General features: G+C 65.8%; 16 protein-coding genes. 5 read left to right on the top strand and 11 right to left on the bottom strand.

What is annotated here, in order from left to right:
• Positions 1-36: 36 nt before the first annotated feature.
• From AC1DT7_RS18895 to AC1DT7_RS18875, 5 genes are read right to left on the bottom strand one after another with little or no spacing between them, the layout of a single operon-like run.
• Positions 37-1,101, bottom strand: coding sequence for a ribonucleotide-diphosphate reductase subunit beta (locus AC1DT7_RS18895; RefSeq protein ID WP_478037728.1), 1,065 nt, complete (start codon positions 1,099-1,101; stop codon positions 37-39).
• 10 nt (positions 1,102-1,111) lie between these two features.
• Positions 1,112-1,387: a hypothetical protein gene (locus AC1DT7_RS18890; RefSeq protein WP_478037727.1), complete on the bottom strand. Its 276-nt coding sequence runs from the start codon at positions 1,385-1,387 to the stop codon at positions 1,112-1,114.
• Entirely contained in the window at positions 1,384-1,578 is a 195-nt protein-coding gene (locus AC1DT7_RS18885) for a hypothetical protein (RefSeq protein WP_478037726.1), read from the bottom strand. The genes AC1DT7_RS18890 and AC1DT7_RS18885 overlap by 4 nt, the downstream gene beginning before the upstream one ends.
• Positions 1,575-1,874 (bottom strand): hypothetical protein, encoded by a 300-nt coding sequence (locus AC1DT7_RS18880; protein ID WP_478037725.1) that lies wholly within the window; start codon positions 1,872-1,874, stop codon positions 1,575-1,577. Before AC1DT7_RS18880 ends, AC1DT7_RS18885 begins: the two co-directional genes overlap by 4 nt.
• Positions 1,871-1,999: a hypothetical protein gene (locus AC1DT7_RS18875; protein ID WP_478037724.1), complete on the bottom strand. Its 129-nt coding sequence runs from the start codon at positions 1,997-1,999 to the stop codon at positions 1,871-1,873. The genes AC1DT7_RS18880 and AC1DT7_RS18875 overlap by 4 nt, the downstream gene beginning before the upstream one ends.
• Before the next feature lie 80 nt (positions 2,000-2,079).
• On the opposite strand from AC1DT7_RS18875, the gene AC1DT7_RS18870 reads away from it, so the two are divergent.
• A complete protein-coding gene (locus AC1DT7_RS18870) occupies positions 2,080-2,322 on the top strand; it encodes a DUF2171 domain-containing protein (RefSeq protein WP_478037723.1) in 243 nt (80 codons plus the stop codon).
• Between the two features lie 71 nt (positions 2,323-2,393).
• On the opposite strand, the gene AC1DT7_RS18865 is transcribed toward AC1DT7_RS18870, so the two are convergent.
• The 4 genes from AC1DT7_RS18865 to AC1DT7_RS18850 form a co-directional block, all read right to left on the bottom strand.
• On the bottom strand, positions 2,394-2,993 hold the full coding sequence (locus AC1DT7_RS18865; RefSeq protein WP_478037722.1) for an endonuclease domain-containing protein: 600 nt from the start codon (positions 2,991-2,993) through the stop codon (positions 2,394-2,396).
• Complete coding sequence (locus AC1DT7_RS18860) at positions 2,968-4,923, bottom strand: ribonucleoside-diphosphate reductase subunit alpha (protein WP_478037721.1); 1,956 nt, start codon at positions 4,921-4,923, stop codon at positions 2,968-2,970. Before AC1DT7_RS18860 ends, AC1DT7_RS18865 begins: the two co-directional genes overlap by 26 nt.
• Positions 4,924-5,337: 414 nt before the next feature.
• The gene (locus AC1DT7_RS18855) at positions 5,338-6,711 is read right to left on the bottom strand and encodes a sensor histidine kinase (protein WP_478037751.1); all 1,374 of its coding nucleotides are present in this window, start codon (positions 6,709-6,711) and stop codon (positions 5,338-5,340) included.
• Positions 6,712-6,716: 5 nt separating this feature from the next.
• On the bottom strand, positions 6,717-7,382 hold the full coding sequence (locus AC1DT7_RS18850) for a response regulator (protein ID WP_478037720.1): 666 nt from the start codon (positions 7,380-7,382) through the stop codon (positions 6,717-6,719).
• 218 nt (positions 7,383-7,600) lie between these two features.
• Between AC1DT7_RS18850 and AC1DT7_RS18845 the strand changes: the two genes are divergently transcribed.
• Positions 7,601-8,185, top strand: coding sequence for a hypothetical protein (locus tag AC1DT7_RS18845; RefSeq protein WP_478037719.1), 585 nt, complete (start codon positions 7,601-7,603; stop codon positions 8,183-8,185).
• 151 nt (positions 8,186-8,336) lie between these two features.
• Here the strand turns inward: AC1DT7_RS18845 and AC1DT7_RS18840 are convergent, their stop codons facing one another.
• A complete protein-coding gene (locus AC1DT7_RS18840) occupies positions 8,337-8,834 on the bottom strand; it encodes a winged helix-turn-helix transcriptional regulator (RefSeq protein ID WP_478037718.1) in 498 nt (165 codons plus the stop codon).
• Positions 8,835-8,910: 76 nt separating this feature from the next.
• Here AC1DT7_RS18840 and AC1DT7_RS18835 point away from each other — a divergent pair, with 76 nt between their 5' ends.
• Together AC1DT7_RS18835 and AC1DT7_RS18830 are read left to right on the top strand one after the other, a co-directional pair.
• Positions 8,911-9,555: a dihydrofolate reductase family protein gene (locus AC1DT7_RS18835; RefSeq protein WP_478037717.1), complete on the top strand. Its 645-nt coding sequence runs from the start codon at positions 8,911-8,913 to the stop codon at positions 9,553-9,555.
• A gap of 12 nt (positions 9,556-9,567) precedes the next feature.
• A complete protein-coding gene (locus AC1DT7_RS18830) occupies positions 9,568-10,227 on the top strand; it encodes a glutathione S-transferase family protein (protein WP_478037716.1) in 660 nt (219 codons plus the stop codon).
• A gap of 61 nt (positions 10,228-10,288) precedes the next feature.
• On the opposite strand, the gene AC1DT7_RS18825 is transcribed toward AC1DT7_RS18830, so the two are convergent.
• Positions 10,289-12,946 (bottom strand): EAL domain-containing protein, encoded by a 2,658-nt coding sequence (locus tag AC1DT7_RS18825; protein WP_478037715.1) that lies wholly within the window; start codon positions 12,944-12,946, stop codon positions 10,289-10,291.
• 147 nt (positions 12,947-13,093) lie between these two features.
• Between AC1DT7_RS18825 and AC1DT7_RS18820 the strand changes: the two genes are divergently transcribed.
• Positions 13,094-14,614 (top strand): fumarate hydratase, encoded by a 1,521-nt coding sequence (locus tag AC1DT7_RS18820; RefSeq protein WP_478037714.1) that lies wholly within the window; start codon positions 13,094-13,096, stop codon positions 14,612-14,614.

Below are 14,614 nucleotides of genomic sequence, written 5' to 3'. Positions count from 1 at the left end.
TAAATTCCCTCTGCCGATAGGGATATCTGGCGTTTCTTACTCCGCCGCCACGCCAGCCTGCGAGAACATATCCCCGCCGCCCGCCGCATCCCCGGCATCCTCATTCGCAGGCTTGCCGCCCTTCGCCTTTTGCCGCTTGTCGAACCCGTCCCACACTTCGTTCCAGTTCCCGCGGGTCGCGGCCTTGGAATATTCCGTCGCGCGCTGTTCGAAGAAGTTGGCGTGCTCCACGCCGTTGAGCAGCGGGGCGAGCCAGGGCAGGGGGTGTTCGTCGATCATGTAGATCGGCTTCAGGCCGAGCTGGCCCAGCCGCCAGTCGGCGATGTAGCGGATATACTTCTTGATCTCCTTGGGCGTCATGCCGTTGACCGGGCCCATCTCGAAGGCGAGATCGATGAAATTGTCTTCCAGGTGCACGGTCGTCTGGCACATCTCGCGGATGTCCGACTTGACTGCCTTGGTCAGGCAATCCCGCTCCTTGCAGAAGGCGTGGAACAGCTTGATGATGCCCTCGCAGTGCAGGCTCTCGTCGCGGACGCTCCACGACACGATCTGGCCCATGCCCTTCATCTTGTTGAAGCGCGGGAAGTTCATCAGCATCGCGAAGCTGGCGAAGAGCTGAAGCCCCTCGGTGAAGCCGCCGAACATCGCCAGCGTCTTGGCGATATCCTCGTCGGTGTCGACGCCGAAGCCCTGCAGGTAATCGTGCTTGTCCTTCATCTCGCTATATTCGAGGAAGGCGCCATATTCGCTCTCGGGCATGCCGATGGTGTCGAGCAGGTGGCTGTACGCCGCGATGTGCACCGTCTCCATGTTGGAGAAGGCGGCGAGCATCATCTTGATCTCGGTCGGCTTGAAGATGCGGCCATATTTCTCGTGATAGCAATCCTGCACCTCGACATCCGCCTGGGTGAAGAAGCGGAAGATCTGGGTGAGCAGGTTGCGCTCATGGTCGCTCAGCTTCTGCGCCCAGTCGCGGCAATCCTCGCCGAGCGGCACTTCCTCCGGCATCCAGTGGATCTGCTGCTGACGCTTCCAGAAATCGAACGCCCAGGGGTATTCGAACGGCTTGTACTGCTTGCGGGCTTCGAGAAGGGACATGGGACGTTCCTTAGTTACTGGCGGGAGGCATGGCGCCGACCGCGACCAGGATGGACATGATGGTGACGAAGGTGGCGGCTGCGACCAGCGACCAGCCGATGGTTTTCCAGAAGAGCCCCTGAAAGCGGTGTCCTATTGAGTCAGGATCGTAGGGCGGCGGGGTCGACGTGAACGTCGAGAAAAGCCCCTTCCACATGGTTTCGGGCCGCGTTCTGATCAAGCCGATGCCGAACGTGCCGGCGGCGAGCCACGCGAATGAGGGGGTGAGGATGAGCCACAGGTTCACTGCGACCCTCCCCAGGAATTCAGCGCCCAGGCGAAGCGGCCGAGCAGCAGTGCCAGCGCGAGCAACATGGTGCCGGCGATGCGGCGCGCATAGACGGCGCCCTCGGTCAGCGCAGGGCGCGTGAACACGACCAGCCCGCCGACCCCAGCGGCCGCGGCGACCATGGTCATGATGAGCGGCGCACGGTTCATCCGCGCCGGCTCTTCACATAGACGGTCTTCGATCCGCGGTGCGATCCGACGCCGAAGAACACGATGCCGATGAAATAGCCGAAATCATACCAGCCGCCATTGTTCGGCACGGCATAAACCGCGACGTCGGGCATGAAGAGCGACAGGATCCATGCCACCGGGAAGATGAAGCCGTGCCACAGGCCGAGCAGGAAGCCGGGCGCCGAGGGCTGGACCGCTGAGCCGATCTGGTGCGCGCACGCCGAGAGGCTCGCGGCGAGCGCGATGGCGGCGAAAAGGCGCAGGCGGGCGTTCATGCGACGGTCCTCGGATACAGGCTGCGGGACGCGCCGGTGAACACGTCTTTCCCCGCGTCGCGGGCCGCGACCATGGTCACCAGCAGGGCGAGGAACAGGCAGAAACAGGCGATCGTCACCAACATGGCGTGGCCTCCCGGAATCGTGCATCGAATCGGCCTCGCGCGCGTTGAGAGGCCGCATCCGTAACGAAGGAGGAATGCTCATGGCCGACGCAAGCGCAATCAAGGAACATATGGAAGTCATCGGCGCCGATGGCGTCCATGTCGGTACGGTCGATCATGTCGAGGAAGGCCGGATCAAGCTGACCAAGGCCGACAGCGGCGAAGGCGCCCATGAGGGGCACCATCACTTCATCCCGCTCGGCCTGGTGGCCGATGTCGAGGGCGACAAGGTGCGGCTCAGCGCCAACGCCGATGTGGCGGTGACGTTCGAGGAAGAGGCTTGAGCTAATTCCCCTCTCCCCTTGTGGGAGAGGGAGGGGCCCATGCGAAGCATGGGAGGGTGAGGGGGCCGAGGTCACCGCGTGCGACTCCCCCTCATCCGGCCCTTCGGGCCATCTTCTCCCGCAAGGGGAGAAGGGATATGCGGGGCGATCGTTGCGATTACGCCGCCCATGTTTTCCAAGACATCGTTGTTCCAGAAGCGCAGGACCTTGTAGCCCTCGTCTTCAAGGAAGCGCGTACGCTGGGCGTCGTAAGCGGCATTTTCGGCATGCTGGCCGCCATCAACCTCGACGATCAGCTTCGCCCCATACGAGCAGAAGTCGGCGAAATATGTGCCCATGGGAACTTGCTGCCGGAATTTGGCGTGCGGAAAGGCTTCGCGCAGCACACGCCATAGGAGCTTCTCCGCTTCTGTCGGGTCCCGTCGCAACGCTCTTGCTCGGGCGGTCGTGGTCGAGGGCAGCAGCTGGCGTTTCGTTAGTCCTTCTGCATTCCCCCTCACCTTCCCACGCTTCGCGCGGGCCCCTTCCTCTCCCACAAGGGGAGAGGAGTTTAGAAGGTGCGTCCCATCATTTCCCTCTCCCCTTGTGGGAGAGGGAGGGAGCGCCGAAGGCGCGGAAGGGTGAGGGGGACTTAAAGACGCCACCTCACTGACAAGCCAAGCACTCGTCATAATCCTTCGATTCGACCTGGATCTCGCGCAGGTCGATCGTGTTGTCGGCTTCCACCCCACCCGCAAAGCCGGCGCGCTGGATGCTCTTCGAGCGGAGATAATAGAGCGACTTGATGCCGAGCTCCCATGCGCGGAAGTGCAGCATCAGCAGGTCCCATTTCTCGACGTCGGCCGGGATGAACAGGTTCAGCGAGGCCGACTGGTCGATATAGGGCGTGCGATCGGCGGCGAGCTCGATCAGCCAGCGCTGGTCGATCTCGAAGCTGGTCTTGTAGCAGTCCTTCTCCTCCTGGGTGAGGAAGTCGAGATGCTGGACCGAACCGCCCTGTTCGAGGATCGAGTTCCACACCGCGTCCGAGTTCTTCGACTTCTCGATGAGGAGCTTTTCGAGATACGGATTGCGGATCGACCAGGAGCCGGACAGCGTCTTGTGGGTATAGACGTTCGCCGGGATCGGCTCGATGCAGGCCGAGGCGCCGCCGCAGATGATGCTGATCGACGCGGTCGGCGCGATCGCCATCTTGCAGCTGAACCGCTCCATCACGCCCATGTCGGCCGCGTCGGGGCAGGGACCGCGCTCGATCGCGAGCTGCATCGATGCTTCGTCGACCTGGGCCTTGATGTGCTTGAACATCTTCAGGTTCCAGCTCTTGGCCATCGCGCCTTCGAAGGCGAGGCCGCGGGCCTGGAGGAAGCTGTGGAAACCCATCACGCCAAGACCGACCGACCGCTCGCGCATCGCCGAATAGGCGGCATGCTCCATGCCCGGCTCGGCACGGTCGATGAAGTCCTGCAGGACATTGTCGAGGAAACGCATCACGTCCTCGATGAAGCCCTTCTCGCCCTTCCACTGGTCCCAGGTCTCGAAGTTGAGCGAGGACAGGCAGCAGACCGCGGTGCGGTCGTTGCCGAGATGGTCCTTGCCGGTCGGCAGGGTGATTTCCGAGCAGAGGTTCGAGGTCGAGACCTTGAGGCCGAGATCGCGGTGATGCTTGGGCATCGCCTTGTTCACGTGATCGGAGAAGATGATGTAGGGCTCGCCGGTGGCGAGGCGGGTCTCGACCAGCTTCTGGAACAACGAGCGCGCATCGACGACGGCGCGGGCCGACCCGTCCTTCGGGCTGGTGAGGGTCCATTCCTCGCCGTTGCGGACGGCTTCCATGAAGGCGTCGGTGATCAGTACGCCGTGGTGCAGGTTCAGCGCCTTGCGGTTGAAGTCGCCCGACGGTTTGCGGATTTCGAGGAACTCCTCGATCTCCGGGTGCGAGATGTCGAGATAGCAGGCGGCCGAGCCGCGGCGCAGGCTGCCCTGGCTGATCGCGAGCGTCAGCGAATCCATCACGCGCACGAACGGGATGATGCCGCTGGTCTTGCCGTTCAGGCCGACCGGCTCGCCGATGCCGCGGACGTTACCCCAATAGGTGCCGATGCCGCCGCCGCGCGAGGCGAGCCACACATTCTCGTTCCAGGTGTCGACGATGCCGTTCAGGCTGTCCGGCACCGAGTTGAGGAAGCAGCTGATCGGCAGGCCGCGGCCGGTGCCGCCGTTCGACAGGACCGGCGTGGCGGGCATGAACCACAGGCGCGAGATATAGTCGTAGAGGCGCTGCGCGTGTGCGGCGTCATCGGCATAGGCCGATGCGACACGGACGAACAGGTCCTGATAGCGCTCGCCCGGGAGCAGATAGCGGTCGTTCAGCGTATCCTTGCCGAAATCGGTGAGCAGCGCGTCGCGCGAATGATCGACCTCGACCGGATAGAGCTGCGCCTTCACTTCCTTCGAATCGCCGCGCGCGTCGAGCTTGCGATCGGCGCCGCCGGTCTTGGCGGGCGCAGAGCTCGCCTGAGAGGTTTCCGGGGCGCTTATAGCCGCCTCGATCGCGTCAGTGGCCATGGGTACGCTTGCCTCCTGGGTATCTCTGAAATCCATCGCTCTGCCCCTGTCTTTTCCATCAAACATACACGACCGGCTGCCTCGGCACCTTGCCCTGGTGTTCCCGGTCCGTTCGAATCGGGGGCGAACCCCCATGATATCATTTCAGGGGCGATTGAAGGAGGACAAACTATGCCTTGCCCGTACCTTAGGGCACGGGTCTGATGCAGTCCGCAATATGGGGTCGCGGTCGTCGTTCTACCAGTTCTTGGGTTCGCCCCCGAACTCAACCCCTACAGATTGTGCCCATTCGCGCGGGGGCGCAAGACGGTAAATGACATTTAGGAGACTCGGTTCGTCGCTAATTTGAGTCGGTTCGTGGCATCGGCGAAACGATGCAGTGCAGCGACGCGCGGAGTTCTGCGGGCTTCGTGAAACGCAAGAGAACGAACGCCGAACATGACTAAATTTTCACATTGGGTCCGGCGCGGCCATGGGCAGCCCGATGGTGGCGCGCAGCCCCCCACCGGGTGCCGCGTCGAGCGCCAGGGTGCCGCGATGGAGCTCCGCCAGCTCGCGCACGATCGACAGGCCGAATCCATGGCCGTCACCGCTTTCGTCGAGTCGGCGGCCCGGTCGCAGCGCCTCGGCGCGGTCCCCGGCCGGGATGCCGGGGCCGTCATCCTCGATCGTGATGTGCGCGCGGCCATCCGGTCCCGGCCCGGCGGTCAGCGCGATTCGCCCGGTCGCCCAGCGCCACGCATTGTCGAGCAGATTGCCGAGCAGCTCGTCCAGGTCCTGCGGATCGATCGCCAGAGCGAGACCCGGGGAGACCGAGCGGGAAAAGGCGATGGCGCGGTCGGCATGGATCCGCCCGAGCGCGTCGGCGATGCCGTCGATGGCCGGTTCGAGCGGAGTACGCCGCCGCGCCGCACCGCCCGAGGAATCGGCGCGGGCGCGGCCGAGATGGTGGCGGATCGAGCGGTCCATGCGCTCGACCTCGGCGGCCATCATGCCGTCCGGGTCGCAGTCCCGCCCGCGCAGGCCGAGCGCGAGCGCGGCGAGCGGAGTCTTCAGCCCATGGGCGAGATTGGCGACATGGCCGCGGGCATTGGCGAGGGCGGCGGCATTCTCGGCGAGCAGGGCGTTGAGTTCCTCGGCGAGCGGCCTGAGCTCGGCCGGTTGATCCGCCGGCACGGCATCGGCCCGGCCGGCGCGCACGGCGGCGAGCGATTGCCGCAGCGCGCCGAGCGGGCGCAGGCCGAGGCGGAGCTGCACCAGGGTCGCGGTCGCGAGCGCGATGCCGAGCAGGGCGAGCGAGCCGAGCAACGGCGCCATGGCGGCACGCAGGGGCCGCTCGACGATCTCGCGGGGGGCGGAGGCGGCGATGCGCACCGGGCCGGCGCTGGTCTGGACAGTCAGGCTGCGGGCGTGGCGATCGGCGCCCGTCGCGTCGCGCCAGTCGAGCGGATAGGGTTCCCCCTCATCGTGCCGGCGGCGGCGATGGCCGTCCGGTTCGGGCGGCGGGGGCTGGTCGACGCGGGGCTCGTCTATCCGGGGCAGGTCGGCCGAGGCGATGGTGCCGGCGGGTGCGTCGATCCGCCAGCCCCAGCCGGAACCGGCCCGGCCGAACGGGGCCGGTGAGACGATGCGGCCCCGATCGACCTTGCCGTCAGGGCCGATCGCCGTGGCGAGCAGCGCGACCTGGGCGTCGAGGCGCTGGTCGAGGCCCTGCATGACGAAGCGCTCGAGCACGGCGCCGATCGCCAGTGCGGCAAAGGCGAGCGCCGCGATGGTGGCGATGGCGGCAAGCGCGGCGAGGCGGCCGAACAGGGAGCGGGGCATCACCCTCACGGTTGCGTTTCCGTCAGGCGATAGCCGCGGCCACGCACCGTCTCGATCAGGTCGCGGCCGATCTTGCGCCGCAGCCGGCCGATGATCACCTCGAGCGAGTTGGAATCGGGATCGGCATCGCCTTCATAGACATGCTCGAGCAGGTCGAGCCGGTCGATCACCGTCTCCTTGCGCAGCATCAGCGCCGAGAGGATTCGCCATTCGAGCGCGGTGAGCTTTAGGGGCAGACGGTCGAGCTCGAACTGGCCGGTCTGGGCGTCGAAGCTGAGCGGTCCGCAGCTGATGAGCGTGGCGGAATGGCCGGCGGCACGGCGGATGAGGGCGCGCAGGCGCATGACCAGCTCCTCGACGCGGAACGGCTTGGTCAGATAATCGTCGGCGCCGGCGCGGAAGCCCTCGACCTTGTCCGACCAGCCATCGCGTGCGGTGAGGATGAGGACGGGCAGGCTGCGCCCGGCGGCGCGCCATTCCTTCAGCACCGCGATGCCGGACTTTATGGGGAGGCCCAGGTCGAGCACGGCGGCGTCGTAGATGCCCGTGTCGCCGAGATGCGCGCCGTCCTCGCCATTGGCGGCGATGTCGACGGCGAAATTCTCCGCCCTCAGCGCGCGGGCGATGCCGTCGGCGAGCGCGGTATCGTCCTCGACCAGCAAGATGCGCATGCGACTCCTTTCTCGTCGGCGACCCTTCCGTTCGTCCTGAGCTCGTCCTTGGCGGGCAGAAAGAAGAGCAAGGCTTCGACGAGCTCAGCCCGAACGGGGAGGGGATAGCACTTTGTCGCTAGGCTCCAGCTTTAAACCGAAACTGAACGGGGAGGTTCAGCGGGGCGTTGGCGCCAATGGCTATCACGGTTTCATCGTGAACCGATGGAGTGAGATCAATGACCGAAGACATTACCGTCAAGCCCGCCCGCAAGCTTTCGCTGCGCGCCGGACTTGCCGCCCTTGTCCTGCTTGGCGCCGGCGGCGCAGTGGGCGCGACCGCCGCGCGTCTTGCCGGGCCGACGATCGAGGTGGCGCCGCTGACCCCCGTGGCGATCGCCTCGCTGAAGACCGGCGAGGGGCTGGTCACGGTGCGCGGCAAGGTGGGCGACGTCTATGGATCGAACTTCATCCTGGCCGATGCGAGCGGGCGTACGATGATCGAAGGCGGGCCGCGGTCGGATGGGCTGGTCGCCGCCGGATCGACGGTGACCGTCCAGGGCTGGAACCGCGACGGCGTGCTGCGCGCGTCCTTCCTGGTCGGGACTGACGGCAAGGTGACGCCGCTTGGGCCGATGGGGCCTGGGCCTGGCGGGCGTCACGGCGGACCGGACGGGCCTGGCCGTGACGGTCCCGGTGGGCCGGGTCGTGACGGTCCGCGCGGGCCCGAGGCTGGCCCGCCGCCGCCCCCTCCTCCTGCGGATGCGGCTGCGGCTGCGGCTGCTCCGGCACCGGCTGCGCCCGTCGGGAACAGCGCGGGATAAGCACCGAACCCTCCCCCTTCGTCATGCCGGACTTGTTCCGGCATCCATTCTGCGGCGAGGCGCGACGCACATGATTGACCTATGCGCCCGCGGATGGATGGGCCCCGGAACAAGTCCGGGGTGACGGCTGTGGGTGGGGGTGGGGCTGACCCTACTCCCTCTTCATCGCCTCATAGGCCGCCTGCAGCCGCCCGGCGACGCTCGGTCGCCCGGTGGGTGGCGTGCCGAGATGCTCGGTGCGCAGCTCGTCCATGAAATCGGCCCACATCTCCGGCCCGCCTTCCTCCAATAGCTGCGCGCGGATCGCGAGGTCGGGGGTGACGGGCAGGTGCCGCCGCCCCCAGGCGCCCAGATGCGCCATCAGCGGCACGAGCTGGATCGCGGGCTCGGTCAGGCTGTAGAAATGCTTCTGCTTGTGGCTTGGATCGTCGGTGATGGCGAGAAAGCCCGCCGCGACGAGCTTTTTAAGGCGATCCGCCAGAATGTTGGAGGCGATCCCTTCCTCCGAGCGCGAGAGGAGTTCGCGAAAATGGCGGCGATTGCCGAACATGATGTCGCGGATGATAATCAGGCTCCAGCGATCGCCTAGCGTCTGGATGGTGAGGTTGATCGGACAGCCCGATCGCGGATCTTCGATATGGATCGCCATGGCTGGTTGCAATGTAGAACCGGTTTGGTAGAAGGCAACCGGTTTTGATTCGCAAGCGGTTTATGAGGAGAGGGCGATGACCAGGGTTCGCGTAAACGCTTATTCGATATCGGTGGACGGCTTCGGCGCGGGCGTCGACCAGAGCCTGGCAAACCCTTTGGGCGTGCGCGGCGAGGAGCTGCATGGATGGGCCTTCGCCACCAGGACCTTTCGCACGATGTTCGGTCAGGAAGGTGGATCGACCGGCGTGGACGAGGGGTTCGCCGCCCGCTCGATGGAGGGTCTCGGCGCCTGGATCATGGGCCGCAACATGTTCGCGCACAGCCGCGGCGACTGGTCCGATGACGGCTGGGAGGGCTGGTGGGGCGATACGCCGCCCTATCACTGCCCGGTGTTCGTCCTCACGCATCATGCCCGTCCGCCGCTCGAGATGCAGGGCGGCACCGTCTTCCATTTCGTCACCGAAGGCGCCGAAGAGGCGCTGCGGCTTGCCCGGCAGGCGGCCGGCGACCGCGACATCCGTATCGGCGGCGGCGCCGCGACGATCCGCGACTATCTGACCCTCGGTGCGATCGACGAAGCGCATCTCGCGATATCACCTGTGGTGCTGGGCAAGGGCGAGCCGCTGTTCGCCGGGCTCGATCTGCCGGCGCTCGGCTATAAAGTAGGCCAGCAGGTTCTGGGCGAGAACGCCACGCATATCGTGCTGACGAAGCAGTAAGGAGAGACCGGCATGACACTCAAGCTCTATGCCCATCCGCTGTCCTCCTATTGCCACAAGGCGCTGATGGCTTTTTACGAGAACGACATCCCGTTCGAGTATAAGCTGCTCGACGGCAGCGAACCGGTGGCGGGCGAATGGGCCTCCCTGTGGCCGATGAAGCGCTTCCCGCTGCTCACGGACGACGAGAGGATCCTGCCCGAAGCCAGCGTCATCATCGAATATCTTGGCCTGCATTATCCCGGGCCGGTCAGGCTGATCCCCGAGGATGCCGATGCGGCGATCGAGGTGCGCTTGATGGACCGGTTCTTCGACAATTATGTCATGAACAGCCAGGGGCGGGTCGTGTTCGACTTCATCCGCCCGGAAGGCACGCACGATCCGTACGGCGTGGCGCAGGCGAAGGCGATGCTCGACGACGCCTATGCCGTGCTCGACCGCTGGATGGAGGGCCGCGAATGGGCCGCGGGCGAGGCGTTCAGCATGGCAGACTGCGCGGCGGCGCCGGCATTGCTTTATGCCGACTGGACACATCCTATCCCGAAGGAATACGCCAATGTCTGGGCATATCGCACACGGCTGCTGGCGCGGCCATCCTATGCGCGGGTGCTGGAGGAGATGCGGCCATATCGCCACATGTTCCCGCTGGGAGCGCCGACCGATCGGGATTGAGGGGCGGCCTTCCACCGTCATGCCGGGGCTCGTTCCGGCATCCATTCCGCGGTGACGAAGATCAGGCGGAGCGCTTCTGCTGCGGCATCTGTGCGGACGGGGTCTGCGGATTCAGTCGCTCCATGTTGAAATGCTGGGCGAACTCCACACCGGCCTTGCCCTCTGCCGCCCAGCGGATCTTCGCCGGGAACATCTGCTCCTCGAGCAGCTCGATCATGATATCGAGCCCGATCGCATCCTGATCCACATCGACGCCGTCGATCATCGCGCCGTTCGACGACATGTTGCGGATGCGGACCTCGCCCTCGACGTCGCCGGAGGTGATCCGGGCCTTGCGGATCATCGAGTGGCGTGGGGCACGGCTGACCCGGTAGCCCGAGGCGGTCGCCATGCCCCCGGCCGCGGCAAGCTGCGCGAGCACGTCTGCCGCCCGGGCGGGCTTGCCATAGACATAGCCCTGGATGTGGCTGCAGCCGAGCTCGCGGATCAGCGCGATCTCGTCCCGCACCTCGACGCCCTCGGCAGTGGTTTCCATGCCGAGCGTATCGGCAAGCGTGACGATCGCCTTGATGATCGCGGCGTTGCGGTTGCCCGCCATGGTGGCGCCGCGCACGAAGCTCTGGTCGATCTTGATCTTGTCGAACGGCGCTTTCTTCAGATAGCCGAGCGACGAATAGCCGGTGCCGAAATCGTCGAGCGCCAGGCGGACGCCGATCCCTTTCAGCATCTTGAACATCTGCTCGGACGATGCGGTCTCGTCGAGGAACACGCCCTCGGTGATCTCCAGTTCGAGCCGGGCCGGAGCGATGCCCGACTTGGCAAGCGCGCTGGTGACGACGGCGGGCAGCGACGGATTCGCGAACTGGATCGGCGAGACGTTGACCGCGACGCGAATGTCCTTCGGCCAGCTCGCTGCCTCCATGCAGGCGGTGCGCAATACCCACTCGCCGATCGCCTCGATCAGCCCGCAATCCTCGGCGACCGGAACGAACTCGGCTGGCGAGACGGCGCCGCGGGTCGGATGATCCCAGCGGATCAGCGCTTCATAGCCGACGATCCGTTCTGTCCTGGTGCTGACCACCGGCTGATAGGCTACATAGAATTGGCCCTGCGCCAAGGCGTTGCGCAGATCGTCCTCGAGCTGCTTGCGGCTCTGTGCCCCGACCAGCAGCTCTTCACGGAAGAAGCGATGGATACCGCGGCCATCGGCCTTGGCGGCATAGAGCGCGAGATCGGCGTTGCGGATCAGGGTCTCGGCGTCGCGGCCGTTCTCGGGCGCGATCGCGATGCCGATCGAGCAGCCGATGGTGACCGAGGAGCCGTCGATGAAATAGGGCTGGGAGAGCGAGGCGATGATCGTGCGCGACAGTTCAGCCAGCCGCTCGCGACTGGATTCGCTCGGCAGCACCACCTGGAATTCATCGCCGCCAAGCCGGCCGACAAGACCGGCCTCGCCGACCGCGCGCTGGAGTCGCTGGCCGACCTGCTTGAGCAGGGCATCGCCCGATTGATGGCCCATCGTGTCGTTGACTGCCTTGAACCGGTCCAGATCGAGCAGCAGCAGCGAGGTCGAGCGATAGGTGCCGCTCGGCTGGTTGAGCATCTGATCGAGCGACAGGCGCATGCGCTGGCGGTTGGCCAGGCCGGTCAGGCCGTCGAACAAGGCGAGGCGGGTGATCTCGGCATCGGCGCGGCGGCGTTCGGTCAGGTCGCTGCCGCTGCCAGTGAAACCCTGGAAGCGGCCTAGCTCGTCGACGGTCGGGCGACCCGAGATCGACCACCAGCGTTCGAGCTTGCCCTTGCCGGCGGGGCGGACGGAATAATTGGAGAAGGCGGTGCGCGAGGAAAGGTGGAAGGCCAGGGTGCGCTCGGTCTCGGGCGAGGCGCTGTCCATGCGCAACAGGGCGGTCAGCGCCTGGCCGATTGCCGGGGTCTCGCTGGTGTCCAGCTCCTGCGCGACCTTGAGCGACAGATAGGTCACCTTGCCATGGCTGTCGGTCTGCCAGAACCAGCCTGTCGTGTGTCCTTCGAATTCCTGGACGAGGCGGGAGGCCATCCTGCCCTGCGTCGCGGCCGCACTGCGGTCTCCGGCGGCCGAGCGGTCGAGCCGGGCGAGGCGATAGGTGGCGACCGACAGGCAGGCGAGAAAGGCGAAGGCGATGCCGCTGGCCATGCCGAAGCCGGATTGCAGGGTGATCATCGCGACCAGCGCCGCCGCAAAGCCGATCGTCGCCGCGCGCACGGGATGGAGCACCACGACGAGCACGATGATGGTCGAGAAGACGGTGACGAAGCTGGCGAGCTGGCCGGTACCGGCCGGGAATTCGCTGCTGATCCCGAGCAGCGAGAAGAGCAGCACGGCGATCGTCGCGCCGATCAGCGTCATCGCACGGACATGCGCGAGCGGCGACGACCGGGTGAGCGCCGGGATCCTGAGCAGCGCCAGCGCGAAGACGCCGAGCCCGACGCCGATCGCACCGCGCAGCTCGATTTCGCGCAGAAGGTCGGCTCGGTCGAGCTGGAAGGCGCCGTACCAGAGCAGTACGGGAGCAGCGATGAGCGCCACCAACGCGAACAGCCAGGTGGCGGCAAGCTGATCGACCTGCCCGCGCAGCGTGGCCAGGTGCGTGTCGCCCATGTCTGCGGCGGGCGCGAGATCGTCCCGCAACGCGCCGGCGGCCGAGCTCAGGGCGCGAAAGGGGTGGAATGGGGCGATCATTGATCAGGCTCTAACGGGAGAACCTTGCCAAATTCCTTGCGCGCAATCGGAAAATCCGATTTTTCGCGGCCCCTTGGCCCGGCGCGATGCCGGGCATAAGGCAGCCGCGACTCATCCCGACTCAATCACCCCTTGGAACCGACCGACATGACCACCATCATCCGCGAAGCCGACCTGATCGAGAGCGTGGCCGACGCGCTTCAGTTCATCAGCTACTATCATCCGATGGACTATATCCGCGCGCTCGGCGTCGCCTATGAGGCCGAGCAGAGCCCGGCGGCGAAAGACGCGATCGCGCAGATCCTGACGAACAGCCGGATGTGCGCCGAGGGTCACCGGCCGATCTGCCAGGACACCGGCATCGTCACCGTCTTCGTGAAATGGGGCCAGGACTGCCGGCTGGAGAGCGAGAAGAGCCTGCAGGAAGTGGTCGATGAGGGCGTGCGACGCGCCTATCTCCACCCGGAGAACAAGCTGCGCGCGTCGATCCTGGCCGACCCTGCCTTCACCCGTCGCAACACGAAGGACAATACGCCGAGCGTGCTGCACGTCGAGATGGTGCCCGGCAGCAAGGTCTCGGTCGATGTCGCGGCCAAGGGCGGCGGGTCGGAGAACAAGTCCAAGTTCAAGATGATGAACCCGAGCGATTCGATCCTCGACTGGGTGCTCGAGATGATCCCGCAGATGGGCGCCGGCTGGTGCCCGCCGGGCATGCTCGGCATCGGCATCGGCGGCACTGCGGAAAAGGCGATGCTGCTCGCCAAGGAAAGCCTGATGGGGTCGATCGACATGGCCCAGCTCAAGCAGCGCGGGCCCCGCAACGACATCGAGACGCTGCGCATCCAGATTTTCGACGCGGTCAATGCGCTCGGTATCGGCGCGCAGGGGCTTGGCGGGCTTTCGACCATCCTCGACGTGAAGATCTTCGACTGGCCGACCCATGCCGCGTCGAAGCCGGTGGCGATGATCCCCAACTGCGCGGCGACCCGCCATGCGCATTTCACGCTCGATGGCTCGGGGCCGGTCTATCTGGAGGCGCCGAAGCTCGACGAATGGCCCAAGGTCGACTGGAAGCCGGACAGCGCAGCGATCCGGGTCGATCTCGACACGCTCACGCCGGAAGTGGTGCAGAGCTGGAAGCATGGCGACCGGCTGCTGCTCAACGGCAAGATGCTGACCGGGCGCGACGCAGCGCACAAACGCATCAAGGACATGCTCGATGCCGGCGAGGAGCTGCCGGTCGAGTTCAAGGGCCGGGTGATCTATTATGTCGGCCCGGTCGATCCGGTCGGCGAGGAAGTGGTCGGCCCGGCCGGCCCCACCACCGCGACCCGCATGGACAAGTTCACCCGCATGATGCTCGAACAGGGCCTGCTCGCCATGGTGGGCAAGGCCGAGCGCGGCCCGGCCGCGGTCGACGCGATCCGCGACCACAAGAGCGCCTATCTGATGGCGGTCGGCGGCGCCGCCTATCTCGTCGCGCGGGCGATCAAGGGCTCGAAGATCGTCGGTTTCGAGGATCTTGGCATGGAGGCGATCTACGAGTTCGAGGTCAGCGATTTCCCGGTGACGGTTGCGGTGGACAGCGAAGGACAGAACGTCCACCAGCTCGCGCCGCTCGTTTGGCGCGAGAAGATCGCGCGGGAGAAATTGCTGGAAGGCGTCTGA

The sequence above is a fragment of the Sphingomonas sp. P3_C6 genome (assembly GCF_056402595.1).
The sequence above is the reverse complement of the archived record's forward strand: the minus strand, read 5'-3'. Positions and strand labels throughout refer to the sequence as shown.

Bases quoted from the DNA above. Each gene is read 5' to 3' on its own strand.
- AC1DT7_RS18895 (WP_478037728.1), bottom strand. From the start codon at position 1,101: ATGTCCCTTCTCGAAGCCCGCAAGCAGTACAAGCCGTTCGAATACCCC.
- AC1DT7_RS18885 (WP_478037726.1), bottom strand. From the start codon at position 1,578: ATGAACCGTGCGCCGCTCATCATGACCATGGTCGCCGCGGCCGCTGGG.
- AC1DT7_RS18880 (WP_478037725.1), bottom strand. From the start codon at position 1,874: ATGAACGCCCGCCTGCGCCTTTTCGCCGCCATCGCGCTCGCCGCGAGC.
- AC1DT7_RS18875 (WP_478037724.1), bottom strand. From the start codon at position 1,999: ATGTTGGTGACGATCGCCTGTTTCTGCCTGTTCCTCGCCCTGCTGGTG.
- AC1DT7_RS18870 (WP_478037723.1), top strand. From the start codon at position 2,080: ATGGCCGACGCAAGCGCAATCAAGGAACATATGGAAGTCATCGGCGCC.
- AC1DT7_RS18865 (WP_478037722.1), bottom strand. From the start codon at position 2,993: ATGACGAGTGCTTGGCTTGTCAGTGAGGTGGCGTCTTTAAGTCCCCCT.
- AC1DT7_RS18860 (WP_478037721.1), bottom strand. From the start codon at position 4,923: ATGGATTTCAGAGATACCCAGGAGGCAAGCGTACCCATGGCCACTGAC.
- AC1DT7_RS18855 (WP_478037751.1), bottom strand. From the start codon at position 6,711: ATGCCCCGCTCCCTGTTCGGCCGCCTCGCCGCGCTTGCCGCCATCGCC.
- AC1DT7_RS18850 (WP_478037720.1), bottom strand. From the start codon at position 7,382: ATGCGCATCTTGCTGGTCGAGGACGATACCGCGCTCGCCGACGGCATC.
- AC1DT7_RS18845 (WP_478037719.1), top strand. From the start codon at position 7,601: ATGACCGAAGACATTACCGTCAAGCCCGCCCGCAAGCTTTCGCTGCGC.
- AC1DT7_RS18840 (WP_478037718.1), bottom strand. From the start codon at position 8,834: ATGGCGATCCATATCGAAGATCCGCGATCGGGCTGTCCGATCAACCTC.
- AC1DT7_RS18835 (WP_478037717.1), top strand. From the start codon at position 8,911: ATGACCAGGGTTCGCGTAAACGCTTATTCGATATCGGTGGACGGCTTC.
- AC1DT7_RS18830 (WP_478037716.1), top strand. From the start codon at position 9,568: ATGACACTCAAGCTCTATGCCCATCCGCTGTCCTCCTATTGCCACAAG.
- AC1DT7_RS18825 (WP_478037715.1), bottom strand. From the start codon at position 12,946: ATGATCGCCCCATTCCACCCCTTTCGCGCCCTGAGCTCGGCCGCCGGC.
- AC1DT7_RS18820 (WP_478037714.1), top strand. From the start codon at position 13,094: ATGACCACCATCATCCGCGAAGCCGACCTGATCGAGAGCGTGGCCGAC.